Here is a 24374-nt window from a genome sequence, read left to right as displayed (position 1 = left end):
CGGCCTAGCGCGTCAGGACCGCTCGCGCGCGTAGTCGTGGAGCGCGTCGAGGACGCGATCGAATTCGAGGGATTTATCGAAGAAGTGGCGCACGCCGAATTGCAGGCAACGCTCGCGGTACGTCGGCAGCGCATGGTTGGTCAGAACCGCGACGAAGGCGCGCGGCGAACGCGGCGCGCCGGACTCCTTGAGCCACGCGAGCACGTCAATGCCCGAGCCGCGTTTCAGTTGCAGATCGACGATCACCGCATCGAACGCCTGCGACGACAGAAGCGCGATGGCATCGTCGGGCGCATCGGCGAACGCGGTCACGCGCCACGGCCCGAGCGCTTCGATCGCCTCGGTCAGGCTGCGGCGGATGAGCGGCGAATCCTCGATCAGCAACACGGCGAGCGGCGCCCGCCGCGCGTCCGGCTGCTCCATTCGGTCGTCAGTGCTGATGTGATTGCCCACGGCGGGCGCCTCCGGCAGTGCTCTCGCGGATGTCGAACGATGCGGCGCTACTCGATCAGACCGTTCTTGATCGCGTAATACGTGAGGTCGGCGTTGTTGGCGAGCCGCATTTTTTCGAGCACGCGCGCGCGGTACGTGCTGATTGTCTTCACCGACAGATGCAGTTCCTGCGCGATTTCCGTCGGCAGACGGCCGCCCGCGAGCTTGCAGAAAATCTGGAATTCGCGCTCGGACAGCAGCTCGTGCGGCCGCTCGGCGGCGGGCTTGTCGAGCTTGTCGGCGAGCGCATCCGCGATGAACTCCGACAGATACCGATGTCCCCGCGCCACCGTGCGGATCGCGCGCACGATTTCATCGGGCGCGGCGTCCTTGTTCAGATAGCCGTTCGCGCCCGCTTTCAGCAGGTTGATCGCGTACTGGCTCTCCGGAAAGCCCGAGAGCATCAGCACGCCCTGCTCCGGGCGGATCTGCTTGATGACGCGCAAAGTGTCGACGCCGTTCTTGTCCGGCATCGCGATGTCGAGCAGCACGACGTCGAACGCCTGCGCGCGCACGAGCGCGATGGCTTCATCGCCCGTCGCGGCTTCGGCGGCGACTTCCATGTCGGGCTCGTCCACGACGAACTGCCTGAACCCGCTGCGCACGATGGCGTGGTCGTCGGCGATCAAGACTCGAATCATTCGCGTGGTCCGTACGGCAGGACGTTCTTCCAGGAGGGGATCGGCCATGTCATGCGTGCGCCGGGCACGCGCGGCGCGTGTCCGGCGGCATCGTCCTCATCATCCGTTGCGCCCTTCGAGCAGGTCCGCCATGTCGTCGGCGTGCTCTTCCTCGACGGCCAGAATGTCTTCGAAGATGCGCCGCGTCGTGACATCCTTGTCGCCGAGATAGCGGATGATCTCGCGGTACGTATCGATCGCAATGCGCTCCGCGATCAGATTTTCGCGGATCATGTCGATCAGATCCTTGCCTTCGCTGTACTCGGAGTGCGAGCGCGACGAGAGGCCGTCCGGCGCGAAGTTCGGCGCGCCGCCCAGTTGCACGATGCGTTCCGCGAGCGTGTCGGCATGCTCCTGTTCCTCGTTCGCGTGCTCGAGAAACTCCTGTGCGACGGCTTCCGAATGGATGCCCTTCGCCATGAAATAGTGGCGCTTGTAGCGCAGCGTGCAGACGATTTCCGTGGCAAGGGAGTCGTTCAGCAACTTCAGCACGGTCTCGCGGTCGGCGCCATAGCCGGTCGTCACGGCGCCTTCGTCCATGTGCTGCCGCGCGTCGGCGCGAATTTTCTCGACATCGAGAACGAAGGCATCCGTGGATTGATTCGGCGCGGCTTTAACAGCAGACGATTTGGACATTTGGGTTCGCTCCTCTGTATTGGGTGAGATGACGTTTCGCTGGCGCAGGCTCTTTGTGCATCGGGCTGACATAGAGTCCTGCTATCCAATCAGAAACGCCGATGCATGCACCATGCCTGATCCGTCGAAAAAGCCGCGCGACGGTCGTGCAACCCGCGCGCGGCTTGATGCTGCTTGGCTTTCGCCCGGGCGTGCGTCACGTTCGGAACACGCCGAGCAGCAAGGTGACGACGAAGACGACGAGAAAAATGAAGAAAAGAATCTTCGCGATTTCCGCCGCGCCGGCCGCGATGCCCGTGAATCCGAACACGGCCGCGATAAGGGCGATGACGAAGAAGACGGCAGCGTAGTGAAGCATGTGACCTCCTTCAGCGTTGTTGAATACGTTTTGTCGATGCGATCAGACCGGCGCTAATCGATGGCTTTTTTCGTGATGACGAAGCCGAGCACGAGAAACACGACGCACAGGATCAGGAACAGCACGAACAGGAATTTGGCGATGGCAGCCGCGCCGGCGGCGACGCCGGTGAAGCCCAGCACGCCCGCGATCACGGCCACGATCGCAAAAAACAATGCCCACTTCAGCATGATCGTTCCCCGTAAAAATGGATGACGCAACCATCGTAGCGATGCGTTTCGCCGCGCGCATTCGGGCAGGCTCCTTTTTTGCTGTGGGAATCCACCGACAACCGCTTTCAAAACGGCTGCCCGCTGTGAAACGCCGAACGATCGACGCCATGAGCCACGTACCGCCCACCGCGATACCGATGATCCCGCAAGACGAAACCCCGCTCTTCGCGGCCGACGAACCCGCCGTGCCGCCCGCGCCGGAAGGCATCGCGCGCCGCGCCACGCGCTTCAACGAATGGATGCGCCGCTATAGCTGGGCGGTCGCGATGACGGTCGCGATCGTCATCACGGTGGGCGGTCTGATCATCCTGGAATCGGGCCGCATGCGGATCGCGTCGGAATACGAGACCGCGCTCGAAGCGAAAGGCGCGACCGCTCAACTTTCGATGCTCGCCGCCGATATCGCCGCGCTCACCGCCGACGAGCGCGGCTTCGCGCTGAAAGCCGACGGCGCGTATCAGACGCATTTCCGGGAAGCCGCCGGGCGCGTGCGGCGCACGCTGGCATCGCTCGATGCGTATTACCGGCGTATCGGCGACGACACCGCGCTCGCGAGCTTCGCGCAGATCCGCGCCGCCGCCGACGATGAAATCGCGCAAGGCACGGTGCGTCTCGCCGGTCCGCCCAGCGAAGCCGCCGCGCGCGACAACACGCTCGCCCTGCCGCCGCCCGACTCGAGCGCGACGCTCGATGCGGCGCTGTCGCTGCTGCGCCTGAACGAAGAACAGCGCGCGCAACATGCGCTCGACGCGAGCCGCGCGGATCAGCGCATCTCGACGCTCTGCGTCGGCGCGTTGTGCGCGCTCAACATCGTGTTGTTCATCCTGCTGTTTCGCAATCTTGGCATTCAACTCGATAAACAGGCGCGCGTGCAGAAGGCGCTCATCACGCAGCAGGAAGAACTCGATCAACTGGTGTTCGCGCGCACGCGCCAGCTCGAAGCGCTCGCGTGGCACTTGCAGTCGGTCAGCGAAAACGAAAAGACCGAGCTTGCGCGCGAACTGCACGACGAACTCGGCTCGATCCTCACCGCGAGCAAGATGGATGTCGCGTGGGTGCGCGGCAAGCTGAAGGACAGCGAGCCCGCGATGGCCGAAAAACTCGCGCGCGCGCTCGGCAATCTGGATCAGGGCATTGCGTTGAAGCGCCGCATCATCGAGGACATGCGCCCGACGGTGCTCGCCAACTTCGGTCTGGTTACGGCGCTGCGCTCGCTCGCCGATGAAGCCGCGCAACGCAACGGCTGGAACATCGAATTCGATCTGCCGGGCGAGGACGTGAAGCTCGGCGAAGCGATCGAGATCGCGCTTTTTCGCGTCGCGCAGGAGACGCTCACGAACGCGGCGAAATATGCGCGCGCGAGCCGCATACGTGTGGCGCTTTCCGTCGATGACACCAACGTGTCGCTCTCGATCACCGACGACGGCATCGGCATCCGGCCGCAGGATCTCAAGCGTACGCAGACGCATGGGCTCGTCGGCATGCGGCAACGGGTGTCGGCGCGCGGCGGGCGCTTCGAGATCGAGCGCACGTCGCCGCACGGCACGGCGATCAGCGTGTCGATGCCACGCGAACGCAGCGGCGGTGTGACGATCGAAACGCCGTCGGCGTAGGACGATGCCGACGCGAAATGCGGACCCCGCCGACACGAAAATCGCATGCCTGCCTACATCGTCGGAATGGCTGCTTTTTTATGATTGATCACACCGGTAAGGCAGGACGTCCGGCAAGCGTCCGCCAACCACACACGATGCGCGAACCTCATTCCTGTCACGCATTTCAACTCCAAGGGGAATACAACATGACTCGACTCATCGCTCTGCTCCTCATCGCCGGCACGGCGGCTCTGGCGGGCTGCAACACCGTTTCGGGCGCCGGCCAGGACATCTCGAAGGGTGGCCAGGCCATCTCGAATTCGGCGGAGGAGCATAAGTAATACGCGAAGGCGCTGCGTCGTCGCGGCGTCTTCTCTCAGGCGTTCCATAGCGTTGATGTAGTTCCCTGTCTTCCCGCCACCTTTGCGGTGGCGGGATTTTTTTTGCGTCGTCGCCGGCTGCGGGAGACGCAAAAAGGCCCGGCCAATGTTGTTTCGTTCGGCCGGGCTCGGTTTCTTCTAACGTGCTTCAGTTCACTGCGTGTCGGGCAATTCCAGCGCCGGCTGCTGCGTGTTGCCGCCCTGCGCGACCAGCACGCGAATCTTCTCCGGCACCAGTTGCGATGCCGCATTGCCCGAAGGCAGCGTCGTCACGAGCCAGTCCGCGTTGTTGACGAGATCGAACGACGCCGATTTGTACACCGGCGTCTTCGAACCCGGCAGCGTCGCGATGAGCTGATACGTGCCGCCCGAGACGTAGATCGAATCCTGCGTGGTCGCGGGCACGGCGTTCTTGTAGGCGACGCCTGCCATCGTCGGGCTGACGCCCGAGATGTTCGTGCCCGGCGCGACGAGATAGATGTCGAGGTTCGGCGCATTGGTCGATGCGTTGAACGCACGCACCCGCGCGCTGGCCGACAGCAGACCCTTGTCGAACGGATCGTCGATCACCGCGATCGACGGCACGAAGCCCGCGTCCGGCAGCGCGATCACCGTGTACTCATGCCCTTTCGCCGCGTTCGAGATGCTCGTGTCGGTGGCGAGTTGCGTCGTCGTGTTGACGGCCGCATAGGAGAAGTTGTGCTGGCCGGTGTCGATGTTCGCGAAGTTGGTCACTGCCTTGTAGGCGAGATTCGGCTGCAGGATCTTGCCGTTGTCGTAGAAGTCGACGTTCGGACCGCTCGGAATCGCGTGTACAAAATGAACCTGCGGCTGAGCGACGCCGATTTCCTTGCCGACGTCGTCGGAGCTTCCGCCGCAGGCGGACAGCAAAGAGGCGACGGCGGCAAGCGCGGCAGCAGTGCGGATGAGCTTCATGGTTCCACCTATTCTCTTGGTTCTATTCGTTCTTTGAGTCCGCGGCGTTGACGACTTGCGTGATGCCGGTGACGCGCATCGGCACGAGGCCGGGACTCTCCCTTGTTGACCGACCTTGACCGTCAGCGGTGTTATTCGATTTCGATGACTCCGCCGTGACGGCGACCGAATCGAGCAATCGACGTGCCCTTGATCGGTGCGTGGGCGAGCGGGGACGCCGCAAAGCCTTGTCACATAAGGCTTTTCATTCGTTAGAGGATTACTTCGGGAGACCGGAAAGAAGGACGCGTGTGCGGCGGAGGAAGGAGCGGTTGGTGGCGAAATCTTACAAATGACGAAACCGGGCACGTCGCGCGATGTCGGCACACCGCGTCATGACTTCCCAGGTCGCGTCGGCGAATCAGCAGCCGCTCGAGTCCAGCTCTCGACTGATCTGCTCACCGTGCCGACTAATTCGTTTTCAGCGGTTTTGCCAAGCCGCTGAATGGCGTTAATAAAAACCTCCTGGTCGCCGCCGTTCGCATAGACAAACGACTTGTCCGGGAATTCGCTGACCGTCTGCTCGACTCGTTGTTCAGTGCCGCAATCCAGTCCGATTTCCGGTTCTCCATCAATGTTTCACATCGGATATCGCCCTTCAGCAAGCAGTCCTGCGTCAGGAGCAGGACAAGATCGCCTTCGGCGCAAGCACGTAGCGCTCGCCGCAGCACTTGCAATTTCATGAGAATTCGCAATTGCGGCCAGCCAATCGCGCTCGCGTCGACATACTCGTGCGTATATCCCTGCCGCTCGCAGTAGCGGCGATGATTCAGCAACGATGCGCGCGCGCTATCGTCCGCAAAAAAACTGATGACGCGGGTGGCCATGATTTTATTTCCTTTGGATTCCTACGCGTTTTTGTGACATCGATGCAAGCTCGGCCGCGCAAGTTTTCCCGGCATTCTCTTTGGATGGCGGCCCATTCGCAACGATAGGCGCAATCTTTTACTTCTGGCGCCATCAGAGGGCTTTGCCGCGTCCTACAGCCCGCGCCGCTGTTGATCGAACCAGAAGGACAACCCGACCGACATGAGAATCACGACCGTCGCGATGACGGTCCACTGCGTGACGATCTCACCGAGCAGCACCGCCCCGAGCATCACCGCCACGACCGGATTCACATAGAGACAACTCGTCGCGACGATCGCGCTCGTATTCCGAATCAGAAAGTTATAAGCGACATACGCCGCCATCGAACCGATCACGACGAGATACACGAACGACGCGCCCGCGCCGACGCCGACGTGCGAAAGCCGCTCCCCCGACGCAAACGCGATAGCCGTCGCGATCAGTCCGCCCAGCCCGATCTGCAGGGCTGTCGACATCAGCAGATCGGACGGCTGCGGCAGACGCGTCGCCAGATGCGCGCCGCCCGCCCAGAAGATCGCGGCGCACAGGATCGCCAGCGTGCCGGCCGTCGAACTGGGCGAAGGATCGCCATGATTCAGCAACACGATGCCGACGAGCCCCAGCGCCACCGCGAACCACTCCCCTTTCGCGACGCCGCGCCCGCTACACGCGGTGAAGATGGTCGCGAAAAGCGGCACCGTGGCGACCATCACCGCGGCCGTGCCGGTGCCCACCGTGCGCATGCCGTAGGCCATCATCCCGCTCGAAAGCCCCTCCAGCAACGTGCCGACGATCGCCGCATTGCGCACTTCCCGCACGCTCGGCCACATCGCCTTGCGATGCACCGCAATCGCGAAAAGCCCGATGCCCGCGAACAGATTGCGCAGCCCGCCGAGCATCAGTGGCGGAAAGGATTCGAGCGCGAGATGAATCCCGAGATACGTCGATCCCCACACGAGATAGACGACCGTCAGCGCGAGCGCGACTTGCCCTTTGAAAGAGCGCGGCGCACGAAACGGGAAACGGTCGGGGAAACTGAACGGCAGACGCGGCGGCGGAAGAGCGGACATGCATTACTCCGCGACGGCGCTGCGCCGGACGACTGCGGGAAAAACCAGACTGGACGACATGACGAAACGGAAGAAGTGCGATTGCGCGAGGACGGGCCGCGCGATGTCCGGGAAAACCCCGAAGATCCGCAGCGCCCGACATTATGCAGTAAGCACGCAACGCGTTTGCACATCTTTACGAATGGTTGCCAAGACGCCACGCCACGGTGTAACGTGTCGGCTGCTAACGCGGGGGTCCTGCGTTGCACATCGCGACTTCGCCGGGTTTCATCGACGCAATCGCTTCGTGTGGCGTGGGTGAGAAATACCCTTTGAACCTGATCTGGATAATGCCAGCGCAGGGAAGCGTTCGGGTTCCAAGGTCCGCAGCATCCGCACCACTTCAACCGAACCCGTACCTTTCCATCTCGTTCCTCCCTGTTTAGCTCCTGAATCAGCCGAGCTCGACGGCGTTCGTTCGTGCGTCGTTGTGCATCGGCAAATAAACCATCCCTACAGGAGAGACAGCACATGAATGCCAACCCGAAATTCCTGTCCGAGAACGCCGTCGTCGATGCCGCCGCCATCGCGCCGCTGCCGAACTCGCGCAAGGTCTACATCGAAGGCTCGACGCCCGACATCCGCGTGCCGATGCGCGAAATCAGCCAGTCCGACACGCCCGATGGCTTCGGCGGCGAGAAGAATCCGCCCGTCTACGTGTACGACACGTCCGGCCCGTACAGCGACCCCGACGCGACGATCGACATCCGCTCCGGCCTGCCCGCGCTGCGCGGCGCGTGGATCGAAAAGCGCGGCGACACGGAAGAACTCGCCGGCCTGTCGAGCGATTTCGGCCGCGAGCGCGCCGCCGACCCGAAAACCGCCGAGCTGCGCTTTCCGGGTTTGCATCGCCATCCGCGCCGCGCCATTGACGGCAAGAACGTCTCGCAGATGCACTACGCGCGCCAGGGCATCATCACGCCGGAGATGGAGTACATCGCGATTCGCGAGAACCAGCGTCGCGCGGAGTATCTCGAAAGCCTGAAGAAAAGCGGTCCGAACGGCGAAAAGCTCGCCGCGATGATGGGCCGACAGCATCCGGGGCAAGCCTTCGGCGCGGCCGCGTTCGGCAAGGACGCACTCAAGGAAATCACGCCCGAGTTCGTGCGCGAGGAAGTGGCGCGCGGCCGCGCGATCATCCCCGCGAACATCAATCATCCGGAAAGCGAGCCGATGATCATCGGCCGCAACTTCCTTGTGAAGATCAACGCGAATATCGGCAATTCGGCGGTTACTTCTTCCATCGGCGAGGAAGTCGACAAGATGACCTGGGCGATCCGCTGGGGCGGCGACACGGTGATGGACCTCTCCACCGGCAAGCACATCCACGAAACGCGCGAGTGGATCATCCGCAATTCGCCGGTGCCGATCGGCACGGTGCCGATTTATCAGGCGCTCGAAAAGGTCAACGGCAAGGCAGAAGACCTGACGTGGGAAATTTTCCGCGACACGCTCATCGAACAAGCGGAACAAGGCGTCGATTACTTCACGATCCACGCGGGCGTGCGTCTGCAATACGTGCCGCTGACGGCGAACCGCATGACGGGCATCGTGTCGCGCGGCGGCTCGATCATGGCGAAATGGTGCCTCGCGCATCACAAGGAAAGCTTCATCTACGAGCACTTCGAAGACATCTGCGAAATCATGAAGCAATACGATGTCTCGTTCTCGCTCGGCGACGGCCTGCGCCCCGGCTCGATCTACGACGCCAACGACGAAGCGCAGCTCGGCGAACTGAAGACGCTCGGCGAACTGACGCAGATCGCGTGGAAGCATGACGTGCAGGTGATGATCGAAGGCCCCGGCCACGTGCCGATGCAGCTCATCAAGGAAAACATGGACCTGCAACTGGAATGGTGCGACGAAGCGCCGTTCTACACGCTCGGGCCGCTCACCACCGATATCGCGCCGGGTTACGACCATATCACGTCGGGCATTGGAGCTGCGATGATCGGCTGGTTCGGCACCGCGATGCTCTGCTACGTCACGCCGAAGGAGCACCTCGGCCTGCCGAACAAGGACGACGTGAAGGAAGGCATCATCACGTACAAGCTCGCGGCGCACGCGGCCGATCTCGCGAAGGGTCATCCGGGCGCGCAGGTGCGGGACAACGCGTTGTCGAAGGCGCGCTTCGAATTCCGTTGGGAGGACCAGTTCAACCTCGGCCTCGATCCGGACAAGGCGCGCGAATTCCACGACGAGACGCTGCCGAAGGACTCGGCCAAGGTCGCGCATTTCTGCTCGATGTGCGGCCCGCACTTCTGCTCGATGAAGATCACGCAGGACGTGCGCGATTTCGCGGCGAAGCAAGGCGTCAGCGAAAACGAAGCGCTCGCGAAGGGCATGGAGACGAAGGCGATCGAGTTCGTGAAGAAGGGTTCGGAAATCTATCAGCCGACTTGATCCTTCTAACTTGCTGACAACGGCCTGTCGCAGCGCGTCTGCGGCAGGCCGTTTTTTTATGCGCATGCGCCGCAAAGCCTTGCCTGGCTTGAAAGAGCGGTTCATACGACGATTCGGGCACCTTTTCTGCTGATCGACTGGGCGAACCGGCAATAAAACGTTTTCGGATCAACGCCGAAACGGCCGCGCCGCGAGTGGTCGTCGCCGCGGCCGAACCGAAGCCGATTCATCTCATCATCGAATTGGAGAGTCGACATGAAAAACATCAAACAGATCGGCGCCGCCGCAATGGTCGTTGCGTTTCTGGGAGGACTGACCGCTTGCGGCGACATGAGCACACGTCAACGGGATACCGCCATCGGCGCCGGCGTGGGCGCGGCGGGCGGGGCAGTGATCGGTGGCAGCGCACTTTCGACCTTGGGCGGCGCGGCAGTCGGCGGGATCATCGGCAATCAGGTCGGCAAATAAAGAGACACGAACGGAGCCTTGTTTCATTTCTGTTACAGAAAGGCGCGCCCGTAATGCTTTGTGACATGAAGCCGCGCGCCTCTCTCGCTGCCTTCGACTAAGCTGCTTCTTAACGGCCCATCTCTTCCGATTCCAAAAGGTCCGCGAGCCGTAACGCAAGGAGTAGCGTCATGATTTCCGCCCGCAGTATCTCCGGACCCAGAACGGCCGTCGCAGCGCTCGCCGTTGGGCTTCTTCTCAGCGGGTGCTACTACCCTTACGGTTATCCGGCTTATTCGGCCTATCCGGCTTACCCGCCGGCTCCCGTCGTCGGCGCTGCGTATACCCAGCGGGAATTCACGGTGCCCGCTTCCGGCACGGTGGCGACGCCCACTTCTTCCGCCACGCTGCCGCCGCAGTACGAGTACGCCGTCGGCTCGCCCTATTCCGACTACTACCAGACATCTCCGTATCCCTATCCGTATTACCCGCCGTATGCCGCTTACCCGTATTACGGCTATCCGGCCTATTACGGCTACGGGTATGGATACGGCTATCCCGCGGTGTCGTTCAGCTTCGGCTACTGGGGCGGCGGCGGTTGCTGCTGGGGCCACGGCTGGCATGGCGGCGGTTGGCACGGTGGCGGCTGGCATGGCGGTGGCGGCGGCTGGCACGGTGGCGGTACGAGCTGGCATGGCGGCGGAGGCGGCGGTCACGGACACTGAGCGTCTACGTTACGCACGGCGCGATCAACAAAACGTTTGCGCACAGCCGGCGTAACACTGCTGCAACATTTTCTAATCGACGCACGCCGTTGAGCGCAAGTCGCCCGATCGTGCGCCAGCGCACTTTCCTTATCCGACAAGGCTTCGGCACTATTCGCCAGATGATTGGCACGGTTTTGGCTATATAGCTCCTCCATATCGCGCTGCAACGGCGATAAACCGCGCATTTTTCCGTATCGGGGGATCGGACATGATGGCCTTTATGTTTTTCCTGTTGTGGATGCTTGCCTCGCTCGGCCTGTTGACCGTGTGGGTGTTCCGCCAGACGCCATCCGCCGGTCGCGATGATCGCGCGCCGAGCGCCATCGCCGAGGGCTGAGTCACGCTCCTTGCACATCCCGCATTCGCGACGCGCCCGCCAGCGGCGCGTCGATGTAATGCGCGCGACCGCAATCAACCGGCATTCACGCCTTGACGCAGGCCGTTCGCGCCCTATTCTTAGTGTGCGCGTTATGCGGTTGCTTAAGCCGGCTGCCGTCCGCTGTCGAACATCGAACTCCACGCGCATCGCGGCGTCGCATGTCGCCGTCTCGGCTCATGACAGAACGAAGGAGACCCGATGTTCCACCAGCTACTCACCCCGATCGCCCATTCCCTCTTCGCGTCCTTCATCGTCGCCGCGCTGCCGATCATCCTCGTGCTCGTGCTGCTCGGCTGGGCGCGGCGCCCTGCGTGGCAGGCGTCGCTCGCGGGGCTGATCCTCGCGCTCGTCATCGCGATCGCGGGCTGGCATTTCCCGGTCAGCCTCGCGCTCGATTCGGTCGCGGCCGGCGCCGTGTTCGCGCTGTGGCCGGTGATGTGGATCGTCTTCGCCGCGATCCTGCTCTATAACGTCGCGCAGCGCTCGGGGCGCTTCGAGGCGTTTCGCGTCTGGATGATCGATAACCTGCCGAACGACCGGCGCGTCGTGCTCGTCGTGATCGGCTTCTCGTTCGGCGCGCTGCTCGAAGGCATTTCGGGCTTCGGCACGCCGATCGCGATCACGAGTTCGCTGCTGATCCTGCTCGGCTTCCCGACGCTCGAAGCGCTCACGTTCACGCTGATCTTCAACACGGCGCCGGTCGCATTCGGCGCGCTCGGCGTGCCGATCACCGTGCTCGGCGCGGTCACGCATCTGCCGACCGATGCGCTCGCGAAAATGGTCGGCCGCCAGTTGCCGCTCTTCGCGCTGTTCCTGCCCTTCTATGTGATCGGTATCTACGCGGGCTTTCGCAACATGATGCGCATCTGGCCCGTGCTGCTCGTCTCGGGCGGCGCCTTCGCGCTGACGCAGTTCGTGACGTCGAACTACATCAGCTATGCGCTGACCGACGTGCTCTCCTCGCTCGTCTCGCTGATTCTGACGATCGCGTTCCTGCGCGTGTGGAAGCCTGTCGCGGACGAACGCTTCGCGGTGAACGTCGAGCGCCTGGGCACGACACGTTCGGCGATTCCGGGCGGCCAGGGCTGGGTGCCGTGGATCGTCGTGTCGGTGGTCGTGATCGTGTGGACGGTGCTCAAGATCTTCATGATCGGCGATGTGAAAGTCCCGTGGCCGGGCCTCGACAAGGCCGTCTACATCACGCTCTACAACCAGCCCTACGGCGCGATCTGGGACTTCCAGCCGCTCGCGACGGGCACGGCGATCCTGGTCGCGTCGATCATCACGGCGCTCATGGTGAAGCTGCCCGCGCGCGAATACGGCGCGGCGATCGTCGATACGTGGGTCCAGACGCGCATCGCCATTCTGACGGTCGCGACGATCGTCGGCCTCGCGTATCTGATGAACTACTCGGGCATGAACTACACGCTGGGTCTCGGCGTGGCGTCGGTCGGACCGTTCTTCCCGCTCGTGTCGGCGTTCCTCGGCTGGGTGGCGGTGTTCCTGTCCGGCAGCGACACGTCGGGCAACGCGCTCTTCGGCAATCTGCAGGTGGTCGCGGCGAATCAGCTCAACCTGAATCCGGTGCTGATGGCGGCGACCAACTCGTCGGGCGGCGTGATGGGCAAGATGATCTCGCCGCAGAACATCTCGACCGGCGTCGCGACGACCGAGCTCAAGGGCAAGGAGGGCCTCGTCTTCGTGCGCACGTTCAAGCATTCGATCCTGCTCACGATCCTGCTCGGCGTGCTCGTGTGGCTGCAGCAGAACGTGCTGACGTGGATGATCCCGCCGCATTGACCGGCGCGATTTATCCCGCTTCTTGCGCTTTCGTTCGCCGGACGTTTTTTGATACAGGCGCGGTGCTACCATGCGCGGACTTTCGATGAACCTCCCGAAGTCCGCCTCGCCATGTCACCCGCCAATCTGCTGCAACTGATCGTGCTCGCCGCCCTGTGGGGCGCGTCGTTTCTCTTTATCCGCGTCGGCGTCGCCGAGTTCGGCGTGGCGCCTTTGATGGCCTTGCGCGTCGGCATCGGCGCGCTGTTTCTCGTCGCGATGCTGCTCTCCCGCCGTCCGCTCGCCGCCACCATCGCGACGCTCAAAAAGCGCTGGCCGCAGCTGCTCGCCGTCGGCATTCTCAATTCGGCCGCGCCCTTCTGCCTCTTCGCGTATGCCGAGCTGACGCTATCGGCCGGCGCCACGTCCGTCATCAACGCGACGACGCCGCTTTTCGGCGCGCTCGTCGCCTATCTCTGGCTCAAGGACCGTCTGACGACCGTGCGCACGATCGGCATGGCGATCGGCTTCGCGGGCGTGCTCGTGCTGGTCTGGAACCAGATCGCGCCGGACCACGCGGGCCACGACGCCGCGCTGCCCGTGCAGGGTCTGCTCGCGGCGGCCGCGGCGCTGGCGGCATCGGCGCTTTACGGCGTCGCGGGCAACTTCGCGAAAAAGTACCTGATGGACGTCGACGCGATGACCAACGCGGCCGGCAGCATGATCGGCGCAACCCTGACGCTCGCGCCGATCGCCTTCCTCACATGGCCCGCCGCGCCGGTTTCGGCGCACGCGTGGGGCGCGGTGCTGGCGCTCGGCATCGGCTGCACGGGCATCGCATATTTCATCTATTTCCATCTGGTCGCGGTCGCCGGCCCCGCGCGCGCGATGACGGTCACCTTCGTGATCCCGCTTTTCGGCATTCTGTGGGGCGCGCTCTTTCTCGGCGAGCACGTCTCGCTCGCCATGATCGCCGGCTGTGCGATCGTGCTCGCGGGCACCGCGCTCGCGACGGGCTTCGTGAAACGCGTGCCGTTCACTGCACGCAGCAAAGCGCGCGCGGTGAACTAGACTTCTTCCGGGGACGCCGGCCGCTCGCGGCCGGTTCAGTCGCCAGGGTGAAATTGTCCGGATGGCCGTTGCGCGCCGCGCCGCGCCGTCCTGCGCGTCGTTTGCCGGGAGCCGCCATGGGAAACTTCTTCGCCAAGATCAAGCACGAGATGATGAAGATGGTCCCGCCGACGCTCTTCTTCTTCGTCCTCCTGCATGCCGTCGCCATCATTCGTGCGCTGATGGTGAAAGGCACCGGCATTTCGCTGCCCTCGTCGATGTCGGTGCTCGTCGCTTCGCTGATTCTCGGCAAGGCCGTGCTGATCGCCAACATGCTGCCGTTCATCAACCGCTATCCGGATCGTCCGCTGATCTGGAACGCCGCCTGGAAGACGCTGATCTACACGGTGATTGCAGGCTTCCTTCACTATCTCGAGCGCCTGTTCGACTTCTGGAAGGAGACGCACAGTCTTGCCGCGGCGAACCACGCGCTCATTACGCATATGAACTGGCCGCAGTTCTGGGCCGTCCAGATTCTGCTCGTGCTGATGATCAGCAACTACTGCGCGTTCGCCGAGCTGGCGCGCATCATCGGACGAGACACGCTCAGGTCGTGGTTCTTCGGGCCGCGTCTCGATATGCCGCCGAAGTGGCAGCAAGGCTGACTCAGTCTCCGCGCACCGGCCCGCGCCCCGCCTTGATCGCGCCGCGCTTCACCTTGCCTTCGACGCGGCGCAACTGCGATGCGCGCGTTGGCTTCGTCGCGATGCGCTTGCGACGCGTCACCGACACGCTGCGAATCAGCTCGTCGAGCCGCGCGAGCGCCGCCGCGCGATTCATGTCCTGCGTGCGATGCTCCTGCGCCTTGATGACGATCACGCCTTCGCGCGTGACCCGGCTGTCGGAGAGCGCGAGCAGACGCGCCTTGATGTGCTCCGGCAACGACGACGCGCGGATGTCGAAGCGCAGATGGATCGCGCTCGACACCTTGTTGACGTTCTGACCGCCCGCGCCTTGCGCGCGCACGGCCGTCAGCTCGATTTCATTGGGCGGCACGAAGAGGCTGTCGGTTATCGTCATCGGTCGGCTCCTTTCATTCCGTATATCGGCCTCTTCGTCAGCGTCCTTGATATGCGTCGCTTTCATGTCAGACGGCGCATTCTCGCAGCCAGCCCGGAATCGCGCCGCGTCGGTTCCCTGACGGCCTGCGCAAAGATCGCCGCCGAGCCGATCACTTCGATGCGACGCTTCGCCCGCGTGATCGCCGTATAAACCAGCTCGCGCGACAGCACGCGCACGAACGCGCCCGGCAACACGAGCGCCGCGTGCTCGAACTCGGAACCCTGCGACTTGTGCACGGTGAGCGCAAACGCAGTGTCGTGCGGCGGCAGCGCGGCGGGCGATACATAGCGCAGCGCGCCATCGGCCATGCGGAACGCGACACGCAACAGCCCGTCCGCGCCCGGCAGCGCGATGCCGATATCGCCATTGAAGAGCCCGAGCGCGTAGTCGTTGCGCGTGACGATCACCGGCCGACCGGCGAACCACTGCGCACCGAGTGCAAGCGCGATGCCCGCCTGCTCGCGCACCTTCGCGGCGATGCGCGCGTTCACTTCATCGACGCCGCGCGGCCCCTTGCGCGTCGCGCACAGCACGCGGAAGCGATTGAGCGCGTCGAAAAGCTGGGCGTGATCGGCTTGCGTGCCGTCGAGCACGGCGGCAAGCGCTTCGGCGTACGGCGCGAAGCCTTTCGCGAGACGCGCGAGCGTGCGCTCGGACAGCGCCGCGTCGCCGTCGTCGAAGAGCACGGCTGCGCGCGCGCCGGACGGATCGAGCGCATCGAGCGCGGCCGCTTCGTCGCCATCGCGGATCGCGATCGACAGACGGCCGATGTCCGAATCGAGCCCGAAACGATAGTTCTTCTGCAACCACACGACGCAATCAGTCAGCGCAGACTCGGCTTTTTCGCTCATAGGGCTGCCGAAGAGATCGCCGTAGCCTTCGGAATCGTCGACGGACGCGGCGTTCGGCAATGCCGCTTCGAGCCGCTTCGCATCGACGGACAGCGCCACCGCGATGCGCGCCACGCCCGTCTCGCTGAACGACGGCTCCGCGCTCAGTTCCGCGAACACCGCGCCCGCCTCCACCGCCGACAACTGATCCTTGTCGCCGAGCATCACGAGACGGCTCGACGGCGCGATGGCTTCGAGCAGATGCGCCGCGAGTGCGACGTCGATCATCGAGGCTTCGTCGACGACGATCACGTCATACGGCAACGGATTGTCGCGATGATGCCGGAAGCGCCCGTCCGACTGCACGCCCAAGAGCCGCTGCAACGTGAACGACGTGCGCGGCAGGCGCTCCGCGAGTTCCGGCGGCAGCTTGTCCGCGCGTTCGATGAGCGCCTCCTGCATGCGTTGCGCGGCCTTGCCGGTCGGCGCGGCGAGCGCGATGCGCAACTCCGGGTCGGCATCGAGCAGACACGCGAGCACGCCGACGACGGTCGTCGTCTTGCCGGTGCCCGGCCCGCCGCTCACGATCGTCAGCCGCCCCGCCAGCGCGACGAGTGCGGCGACGCGCTGCCAGTCGATGTCTGCATCGGCGGGCGGGCCGAAATAGCGCGCGATGCGCTCCGCCTGCCGCGCAATGTCCTCGCGCGACACCGGCATGCGGGCATCGCGCGAACGTTCGACGAGCGCCCGCGCGAGCCGCCGCTCGTAATCGAAATAGCGCGCGAGATAGAGCCGCCCGTCCTCGTCGATGACGAGCGGCAGCAGATCGGCGGCGTCCGCGCGCACGTCGCCGCGCACGAAACACGCGACGCCGCTCGCGAGCAGCGCATCGCGCGCTTCGCCGAAACGCACGTCGTGACGGCGGGCAAGCGCGGCGAGCGGCAGGCACACGTGGCCTTGCGCGGTCGCGCGGCTCATCGCGAGTGCGGCGCGCTCGGCCCACAGCACGCTTGTCTCATCGGCGCCGAGCCGTGCGGCCAGCGCGCTCATGCGCCGCGCGAAGCCTTCGGCGAGCGCCGCGCTTTCGTCGGCGGGCGCGGGCACGGGACGCGCCGGCTGGATCGTGTCGAGCGTGCTCATGCCGCGCCTCCCGACATCAACCGGTCGAGTGCTTCGACCAGCTCCAGCGACGGCCGTCCGGCATGCACGCCGCTCGCCCGCTCGCCGTCGCGCCAGTCCGGGCGCACGCCGCGCACGAACAGATACAGATAGCCGCCGATATGCGTGTCGTACGCATAGCTCGCCAGCCGCGCGCGCAAATAGCGATGCAGCGCGACGACGTAGATCAGCGCCTGCACGTGATACGCGTGTTCCGCCATCGCGACGGCGAGCGGCGCGGCGGCATAGTCGGACGCGGCATCGCCCAGATGATTCGACTTCCAGTCGACGATCCAGAAGCGCCCTTCATGCTCGACGATCATGTCGATGAAACCCTTGATGAATCCGCGCAACGCGCCCGACTCCAGCGCGACGTCGGGAAAACCGTGCGCGGCGAGCAGACGCCGCAACGCGGTGAAATCGAGCGAATCGGCGGGGAACAGGAACTCGAGCTCGTTCATGCGGCGCGTCGTCGGGATGGTCCGAAGCCGCATGCCGGGCGCGATTTCGCTCGTCACCGTATCGGCGAGCAGACGCAGCATCATCGGACGAAGGCGCGGCGCGAGCGCTTCCGGTGCGGGCGTCGGATGTTCGTGCAATGCGCGCTCGACGGCAGCCGGCCAACCGGACGGGTCGGTGAAATCCGCCAGTTCGTACATGCGATGCAGACACTCGCCCGCCGCCGCGCCGCGCGGAAACGCGAGGATGTCGTCAGGATCGAGCGGCGCTTCGTCGCGCGCCGCGGTATCCGTGCGCGTGAGGTCGGCAAGCGCGGCGAGTTCGTCGTGATCCGGGCGCGCTTCGACCGGCTGCGCCTGATTCGCCTCGTCGCGCGCGCCCGCCGCGATCAGCGAACTGAAGCTCGCCATGCGCCAGCGGTCGCGCAAAATGCGCTGATTCGTGCGCGCGGTGATCTCGTGATCGTGCGATGCATCGGCTGCGAGCGGCTCGCGCATGTCGATCACCGGCAGCGGCTCGACGCCGATCGCGCCGTCCGAACGCGCCGCGACCGCACGCCATGCCGCGACGATCTCGGCTTCCTCGGGCGGCGCATCGCAGAACGCGTCGAAGTCCTTCCCCGCGCCCGCGACGAGCCAATTCAGCACGCTGCGGCGCGACTCCTTCGTCGACCGGTTCGACAGATAAAACCCCGCGACCACATAGCAGCGAAACACCGCGCGCGTCAGCGCAACGTAGACGAGACGCGCGCGCTCGGCCGCCTGCTCGCGCGCGATGGCCGCGCTCACCTGATCGTCTTCATCGCCTTCTATGCCGTAGTGCAGCACCGCCACGCCCGCGTCGTCGTGATACTCGCGCGCGTCGGGCAGGCCCGATTTCGACGCATCGCGTGCGGCGCCGTCGTTCAGGAACGGACAGAACACGACCGCGTATTCGAGTCCCTTCGATTTGTGCACGGTCACGATCTGCACGAGATTGCGATCCGATTCGAGACGCAGTTGCGCCTCTTCGCCGCCGCCCTGCTGCTCGCGTTGCGCCGCGAGCCAGCGCAGCGTCGGCGCGATGCCGGGCTGCTCGGCCGAACGCGCCTGCAACAACTCCGCCAGATGATTCACGTTCGTGAGCCGGCGCTCGCCATCGGGGCGCGCGACGAGACGCGTCGCAATCGACAGCTCGCGCGCGAGCGTGCGCCACATCACCGCGAAGCCGCGCTCGTGCCAGATCGTGCGATAGCGCGAGAAGCGCTCGACCCAGCTCGTCGAATCGATCGGCTCGCCGTGCGGATCGACGGCGTCCGCGTGTTCCAGCCGCCAGAGCGCGGCGGCGTCGAGGCCGAACCAGTCGGTGGCGAGTGCTGCGCGCAGACGGCGCAGATCGCCCGGCGTGTCGATGGCGGCGAGCACGCGCTCGATCTGCTCGGCGTCGAGCGAACCGAACACCGATGCCTGCGCAAGCTCCACGCTGCCGATGCCCCACGCGGCCAGCACGCGCTTCACGAGACTGCCTTGCCGATGCGTCTGCACGAGCACGGCGATATCGCCCGCCGAGAGCGGCGTCTTGCCGATGGTCACGTCGCCGCGCTGCGCGCCGCGCAGGAGCCGCGCGATTTCGGCGGCGCACGCTTCGGCGGCATCGCGCTGCGCATTGGTTTTGGAGAGCGCCGATTCGCCGTGCGGCAGCATCCACACGCAGAAATCCGCGCTATCGGAATACGCTGCGGCCGGCGTGTTGTCGACGAACGGCCCGCGCTTGCGCGTGCCCGCGCGCACCGGCTGATAGTCGAGCCCGTCGAGAATGAACGCCGACGGATTCGCCTCGAACACGCGATTGCATGCCTCGATGATCGGCGGCGTCGAGCGCTGGTTGACCGCAAGCGTATAGCGCGCGCTCGCGCCGTCGCGCGCGGCGAGATACGTGTGCAGATCGGCGGCGCGGAAACTGTAGATGGCCTGCTTCGGATCGCCAACGAGGAAGAGCGGCCCGTGCGGCGCGAACACACGATTGAAGATCGCGAACTGCAGCGGATCGGTGTCCTGGAATTCGTCGATGAGCGCGGCCGGATAACGCGCGCGCAACGCCTCGGCCAGCCACGCGTGCTTCACGAGCGCGTGATGCAGGTTCGAGAGCAGATCGTCGAACGACACGACGCGGCGCGCGCGCTTTCTCGCGGCAAGTTCCGAAGGCGCGTGATCGAGCCATTCGCGCACGATGTCGAGCCACGTCGCGCGCTGCGATGCTTCGGCTGCGGCGGCGGACGCGGCAAGAGAGTCGGCCTGATCGAAGAAGGCATGCGCGGGCGGCGTGTTCTTGAGCTTCGTGCCCTTCGCAAGCGCGGTGGCCGTGAGCTTGAGCGCTCGTTCGGGCGGCGACGCGTGGCAGTCGCCTTCGGCGAAATACGCCGTCCAGGCGTCGATGGCCTCGCCCACGATTTTCGCGCTGTAGCTGTTGCCCTTGAGCGCGCCCTGCGCGTCGGCGAGCAGCTTGACGATGCTGTCGCGCTCGGCGTTCCACAGCGCGCAGGCTTCTTCGAACAGCGCCTGCATGTCGGCGGCAGCGGCGGCCTCCATGCCGCCGAAACGCAATGCGGCGAGCGGCTTCTTCAGACGCCGCGCGAGTTGCGCATCGAGCGACGCCGGTCCCGCGCCCTTCGCGACGAGCCACGACGCGAACGACGGCGTGCGCGCCGCCACCGGCTCCACGCGCTCGCGCCAGAAGTCCGCCGCGAGTTCGAAGCGCAGCGCGCTGTCGTCGGCTTCCATGTCGAACGCGAACGGCATCGCGGCGGCGAACGGCGCTTCCTGCAGCGCGCGCTGGCAGAACGCGTGAATCGTGTGGATCGCGGCCTGATCGAAGGTCGATACCGCGATGCGCAGACGCTTTGCGGCTTCCTCGGCGTCGATATCGGCGAGCGTCGTGTCGAACAATTGCTCGATGAACGGATCGCCCGCCGGATCGCCGTTCTCGATCGCATGCGCGACGCCCGCGAGCCGCGAGCGGATGCGCTCGTGCAGTTCGGCGGTCGCCGCCTTCGTGAACGTCACGACGAGAATCTGCTCGACGGACAGGCGCTTTTCCACCAAAAGACGCACGTAGAGCGCGCAGATGTTCCAGGTCTTGCCGGTTCCGGCGGACGCCTCGATCTGGTTCACGCCGTCGAGCGCGCAAGAGAAGACGTCGAGTTCCTGCACGTCGTTGTGATCCACGGATGATGTGAGATTCGTCATGCGCCACTCCGCAGATGTTGCACGAGCGGCTCGAACACGATGCGCGCGAGCGCGGCGAAGGTATCGTCGAGCGCGAGTTCCGCGCCGCGAAATGCGATGCGAAACACGGGATCGTCGGATTCGGCGTGTGTGCGTTCGGACTCCCACGCGGCCTGCGCTTTCGAATCGCCCTCCTTCACTTTGAGCCACGCGCTCTTCGGAAAAAAGCGCAACGGCATGCGGCGTCCCGCCCGATAGAGCGACGCGAGCGCGGCGAGTTGCGCGTGCGGATTGGCGACCGGCGTCAGTTCGAAATCCGCCGCTTGCGAGCCGCGGCCATGCCAGATCGTGCGGCGCGGGCCATCGGGCAGCGCCGCGCAATAGGCGAGATGCGCGAGCCACGCGGACAAATAATCCCGTGCGCGCGGCGCGTCGTAGCGATAGATCACCTGACCTTGCGGCGTGAGTGCGTTGAGCGTGCCGACGAGCGTCATCGGACGAACGTCGACGAGCGCATCGTCGTGCGCGCCGAACAGCGCGATGCCTTCCGTGCCGGGCCAGCGCGGCGTCAGATCGAGCGCGAACGGCAGACGTTCGACGCCCGCCGACGTCGATGCACGCACGCGCTCGGCGAGTTGCCCGAGCGCATGCAGCTCGCGCGCCTGCCACACGCCGCCCGTGGCGCCGCCCGGCATTTCCGGACTCGCGCGCGCGACACGTCTCGCCCGTTCGCGCGCGGCGCGATCGGATTCGTCGGCGGCATCGAGAAGCGCGGGCAGCACGCGCGCGGCAAGCGCATCGCGGCCCGCGAAGCCGAGTTCGAACGGCTCGGTGTCGTCGAGTTCGGCTTCGGCGTCGACGAGCGCAATGCCCAGGCGGTCGCGCAAGAGCGCGCGCGCCGGATGACGCCAGAAGCGCACGAAATCGTCGAATGGGACGGTCTGCACGTCGTCTTCCTGCGGCAAGGGCGCGGAGAAGAATCGCGCGACGGGCTGCGACTTGCCCGACTCCAGCGCGCGGGCGAGTTCGGCGCGCTCGGGTTCGTAGGTGAAGAGCCGGCCGTCCTCGCCGAAATACTCGGGCGCATACGGTTGCAGCGGATGCTCGAACACGAAACGCGCGCGCGCTTTGGCCAGTTCGTCGGGCGCGGCATGCTTGCCCGCGACGGACTGCGCGAGATAGTCGAGCAATTCGTCGATGAGCGCGGCAGGCGGCAGCACGGCGTTGTCGCGAATGCTGCGGCCCGTGTACGCGATCATCAGCCGGTCGCGCGCCGCGAGCGCAAGATCGAGGAACAGATTGCGCTCGTCGTCGCGGCGCTGACGGTCGCCGAGCTTGCCGAAACGCGCCATCAGATCGAACTCGTCGGCGCGCGCGAGGCTCGGCAGCATGCCGTCGTCCATGCCGAGCAGGCACACGACGCGATACGGCAGGCCGCGCAAGCTCGTCAGCGACGAGAACGTGACGCCGCCCCAGGGCACGCCGCCGCGTGCGGGATCGTCGAGCGTATCGGTGAGCGCGGTGCGGATCACGGCAGCCGATACCTCGGTCGCGCCCGCGCCTTCGTCCATCGCGACGATCAGCGAATCGATCGCGCGGCGCACGTCGCCGACGGCATCGGTGAACGCGACGCCCGCGTCGAAGAAACGCTCGAGCGCATCCAGCAGCAGATCGCCCCAGGCGCGCGCGGTGCGGGCCGTCGCGATGCGTTCGGCGAACGCGTCGATGTCGTCGACGAAGCGCGTGAGACGGCCGAGCAATTCGGCGTCTGACCCGTTCGCGCCTTCGATCGGCAGCCATTCCGCGACCGGCGCCCCGCCGCCCGGCAACGCGTAGCCGAGATAGAGACGCGTGAGTGCATCGGCGAACGTGTGGCGCGCGGCGGGCACATCGTCCGCCGTGACTTCATCGGGACGCAGGCCGCGCCGCGCGCCCGCCGCCGAAAGCCACGCCTGCGCCGTTTCGAGCGCGCTGGCGTCGATGCCGTAGCGCGCCGCGATTGCATCGACACGCAGCCACTCGACGAGCTCGGGCGCGCCGACGCTGCGTTCGGTGAGCGCGAGCCAGTCGATGAGCGCCCGCGCGACGGGATTCGCCTGCGAAGGCGGCAGACCCGTGATCCGATATGGAATGCGCCGGCGCTCGTTGCTCGCGCCTGCGGGCGCGGTGCCGAAAATGCCGTCGATGAGCGGCCCCGCCACCGCGAGATCCGGAAACGCGACGAGCACGTCCGATGGCTCCAGCCCTTCGATATCGTCGAACCAGTCGAGCAGCCGGTCGTGGAGCACTTCAAGCTGGCGCGACAGGCTGTGGCACACATGCACTTCGATGCCGTTCTCCGTGATCGCTTCGGGCTGCGGCTCCGCGCTCTCTTCATCGAGCGCCAGAATGCCGTTTTGCAGGCGCGCGAGCCACGTGGGCGCGGGATTGTCCTCGAAGAGCTGCCGTTCGCTCGACGCCGCGCTCTCGGTCAGCTCGTGCAGCATGTGCAGTTGCGCCTGCGTCTGCCGGCCCCACTCCGCGAGCAGCGGATGACCGACTTCCTGATAGTCCGCTTCGCCCTTCAGTTCGAGCTGTTCGACGCGCGCCTCGCTCACGATGTCGAACCAGAACTCGCGGCAAGGATTCTGCGCATAGACGCGCACGTCGATCCAGCGCGAGAGTTCGCGCAAGAGCGCGATATGCAGCGGCGGCATCGTCGGCAAGGCGAACACGCTGATGCGGCTCGGCCATTGCGCGCGCATCACGACGTCGAGATCGAAGCCGGGCGAATCGGCGAGAAAGCGGTAAGCGGGCGGCGTCGGGTCTTTCTCGTTGCCGCTCGCATCGCGCGCGAGGTCCGCGAGCAACGCGCGCCACAGCGCCCTTTGCCAGCGCTCGTCCTCGCGCTGGATGTCGTTCGCGCCGGAAAGACGCGGGCCGCGCGCATCGATTTCGGCGCCGCTTCCCTCCAGAATCGAGCCGCCCGACTGCCAGTGCGCGAGCCACTCGGGCCGGTACGTCAGATAGTGATCGAAGACCGTTGCGATACGGCGCGCGAGTTCGTAGCGCATCGAATCGTCGGCGGCGTGCAGATACGTGGATAGCCGCGCCGAGTCGCCGAACGACGGATCTTCGAAGAGCCGGTAGCAGCGCCACGCGAGCCGGTCCGGCGCGAACGGCGAATGCGCGGGCACCGGCAGCACGCGCCCGATCTGCGCCCAGAGCCATTGCGCGAGATAACAGAAGTCGACGTTCGCGCAGATGCCGAAGCGTTCGGCCATGTCGAGTTCGAGCCGGCGGCGCAGTGCCGCGCTCGGCACGATGACGGACTCGCGCGCGAAGGGATCGCCCTCGCGCATCGCGAATGCGTCGAGGTCCTCGAAGAGCGCGGCGGCGAGCGTCTCGTGACGATTCGAATAGAAGAGTTCGAGCATGGAAAGCGGCTTGCT

Annotated in this window: 21 protein-coding genes and 1 riboswitch; of the genes, 9 read left to right on the top strand and 12 right to left on the bottom strand. The window is 65.3% G+C overall.

Features of this window, described 5'->3' with window-relative positions; genetic code table 11:
• Positions 1 to 12: 12 nt before the first annotated feature.
• The 5 genes from AWB76_RS01990 to AWB76_RS38840 form a co-directional block, all read right to left on the bottom strand.
• Positions 13 to 453, bottom strand: coding sequence for a response regulator (locus tag AWB76_RS01990; RefSeq protein ID WP_244173195.1), 441 nt, complete (start codon positions 451 to 453; stop codon positions 13 to 15).
• A 47-nt stretch (positions 454 to 500) separates the two neighbouring features.
• On the bottom strand, positions 501 to 1133 hold the full coding sequence (locus tag AWB76_RS01985; RefSeq protein ID WP_061158429.1) for a response regulator: 633 nt from the start codon (positions 1131 to 1133) through the stop codon (positions 501 to 503).
• A gap of 99 nt (positions 1134 to 1232) precedes the next feature.
• Positions 1233 to 1808, bottom strand: coding sequence for a ferritin-like domain-containing protein (locus AWB76_RS01980; protein WP_061158428.1), 576 nt, complete (start codon positions 1806 to 1808; stop codon positions 1233 to 1235).
• A 196-nt stretch (positions 1809 to 2004) separates the two neighbouring features.
• Positions 2005 to 2166: a DUF1328 family protein gene (locus AWB76_RS38760; protein ID WP_008350559.1), complete on the bottom strand. Its 162-nt coding sequence runs from the start codon at positions 2164 to 2166 to the stop codon at positions 2005 to 2007.
• 53 nt (positions 2167 to 2219) lie between these two features.
• Positions 2220 to 2396, bottom strand: a complete 177-nt coding sequence (locus AWB76_RS38840) for a DUF1328 domain-containing protein (RefSeq protein ID WP_074171271.1) — start codon at positions 2394 to 2396, stop codon at positions 2220 to 2222.
• 149 nt (positions 2397 to 2545) lie between these two features.
• On the opposite strand from AWB76_RS38840, the gene AWB76_RS01975 reads away from it, so the two are divergent.
• Both AWB76_RS01975 and AWB76_RS01970 read left to right on the top strand, forming a co-directional pair.
• Positions 2546 to 4051 (top strand): sensor histidine kinase, encoded by a 1506-nt coding sequence (locus AWB76_RS01975; RefSeq protein ID WP_061158553.1) that lies wholly within the window; start codon positions 2546 to 2548, stop codon positions 4049 to 4051.
• A gap of 188 nt (positions 4052 to 4239) precedes the next feature.
• The gene (locus AWB76_RS01970; protein WP_016344885.1) at positions 4240 to 4374 is read left to right on the top strand and encodes an entericidin A/B family lipoprotein; all 135 of its coding nucleotides are present in this window, start codon (positions 4240 to 4242) and stop codon (positions 4372 to 4374) included.
• Between the two features lie 192 nt (positions 4375 to 4566).
• Here AWB76_RS01970 and AWB76_RS01965 read toward each other — a convergent pair whose 3' ends face one another.
• The 3 genes from AWB76_RS01965 to AWB76_RS01955 all read right to left on the bottom strand — a co-directional run bounded on the left by AWB76_RS01965 (position 4567) and on the right by AWB76_RS01955 (position 7307).
• Positions 4567 to 5349, bottom strand: coding sequence for a DUF4397 domain-containing protein (locus AWB76_RS01965; RefSeq protein WP_061158427.1), 783 nt, complete (start codon positions 5347 to 5349; stop codon positions 4567 to 4569).
• Between the two features lie 449 nt (positions 5350 to 5798).
• Positions 5799 to 6215 (bottom strand): glycosyltransferase family protein, encoded by a 417-nt coding sequence (locus AWB76_RS41980; protein ID WP_061158426.1) that lies wholly within the window; start codon positions 6213 to 6215, stop codon positions 5799 to 5801.
• Between the two features lie 153 nt (positions 6216 to 6368).
• Positions 6369 to 7307, bottom strand: coding sequence for an EamA family transporter (locus AWB76_RS01955; RefSeq protein ID WP_061158425.1), 939 nt, complete (start codon positions 7305 to 7307; stop codon positions 6369 to 6371).
• Positions 7308 to 7527: 220 nt separating this feature from the next.
• Positions 7528 to 7669: riboswitch (TPP riboswitch) on the top strand.
• A gap of 148 nt (positions 7670 to 7817) precedes the next feature.
• Here AWB76_RS01955 and thiC point away from each other — a divergent pair.
• The 7 genes from thiC to AWB76_RS01925 all read left to right on the top strand — a co-directional run bounded on the left by thiC (position 7818) and on the right by AWB76_RS01925 (position 14836).
• A complete protein-coding gene (gene thiC, locus AWB76_RS01950) occupies positions 7818 to 9749 on the top strand; it encodes a phosphomethylpyrimidine synthase ThiC (protein WP_061158424.1) in 1932 nt (643 codons plus the stop codon).
• 288 nt (positions 9750 to 10037) lie between these two features.
• Entirely contained in the window at positions 10038 to 10217 is a 180-nt protein-coding gene (locus tag AWB76_RS01945) for a YMGG-like glycine zipper-containing protein (protein WP_374729905.1), read from the top strand.
• Positions 10218 to 10558: 341 nt separating this feature from the next.
• Positions 10559 to 10921 (top strand): hypothetical protein, encoded by a 363-nt coding sequence (locus AWB76_RS01940; protein WP_244173194.1) that lies wholly within the window; start codon positions 10559 to 10561, stop codon positions 10919 to 10921.
• A gap of 250 nt (positions 10922 to 11171) precedes the next feature.
• On the top strand, positions 11172 to 11300 hold the full coding sequence (locus AWB76_RS42630; protein WP_279616382.1) for a hypothetical protein: 129 nt from the start codon (positions 11172 to 11174) through the stop codon (positions 11298 to 11300).
• Positions 11301 to 11540: 240 nt separating this feature from the next.
• Positions 11541 to 13142 (top strand): L-lactate permease, encoded by a 1602-nt coding sequence (locus AWB76_RS01935; RefSeq protein ID WP_061158421.1) that lies wholly within the window; start codon positions 11541 to 11543, stop codon positions 13140 to 13142.
• A 111-nt stretch (positions 13143 to 13253) separates the two neighbouring features.
• Positions 13254 to 14192, top strand: a complete 939-nt coding sequence (locus AWB76_RS01930) for a DMT family transporter (RefSeq protein ID WP_061158420.1) — start codon at positions 13254 to 13256, stop codon at positions 14190 to 14192.
• 116 nt (positions 14193 to 14308) lie between these two features.
• A complete protein-coding gene (locus AWB76_RS01925; RefSeq protein ID WP_061158419.1) occupies positions 14309 to 14836 on the top strand; it encodes a hypothetical protein in 528 nt (175 codons plus the stop codon).
• Between the two features lies 1 nt (position 14837).
• Here AWB76_RS01925 and arfB read toward each other — a convergent pair whose 3' ends face one another.
• The 4 genes from arfB to recC form a co-directional block, all read right to left on the bottom strand.
• Positions 14838 to 15251, bottom strand: coding sequence for an alternative ribosome rescue aminoacyl-tRNA hydrolase ArfB (gene arfB / locus AWB76_RS01920; RefSeq protein WP_061158552.1), 414 nt, complete (start codon positions 15249 to 15251; stop codon positions 14838 to 14840).
• Between the two features lie 62 nt (positions 15252 to 15313).
• Positions 15314 to 17263, bottom strand: coding sequence for an exodeoxyribonuclease V subunit alpha (recD, locus tag AWB76_RS01915; protein ID WP_061158418.1), 1950 nt, complete (start codon positions 17261 to 17263; stop codon positions 15314 to 15316).
• Positions 17260 to 20964 (bottom strand): exodeoxyribonuclease V subunit beta, encoded by a 3705-nt coding sequence (recB, locus tag AWB76_RS01910; RefSeq protein WP_061158417.1) that lies wholly within the window; start codon positions 20962 to 20964, stop codon positions 17260 to 17262. Before recB ends, recD begins: the two co-directional genes overlap by 4 nt.
• Positions 20961 to 24359, bottom strand: a complete 3399-nt coding sequence (gene recC / locus AWB76_RS01905; RefSeq protein ID WP_061158416.1) for an exodeoxyribonuclease V subunit gamma — start codon at positions 24357 to 24359, stop codon at positions 20961 to 20963. Before recC ends, recB begins: the two co-directional genes overlap by 4 nt.
• Between the last annotated feature and the right edge of the window lie 15 nt (positions 24360 to 24374).

Origin of the sequence: Caballeronia temeraria (assembly GCF_001544795.2) — a bacterium.
Lineage (GTDB): Bacteria > Pseudomonadota > Gammaproteobacteria > Burkholderiales > Burkholderiaceae > Caballeronia > Caballeronia temeraria.
The sequence above is the reverse complement of the archived record's forward strand: the minus strand, read 5'-3'. Positions and strand labels throughout refer to the sequence as shown.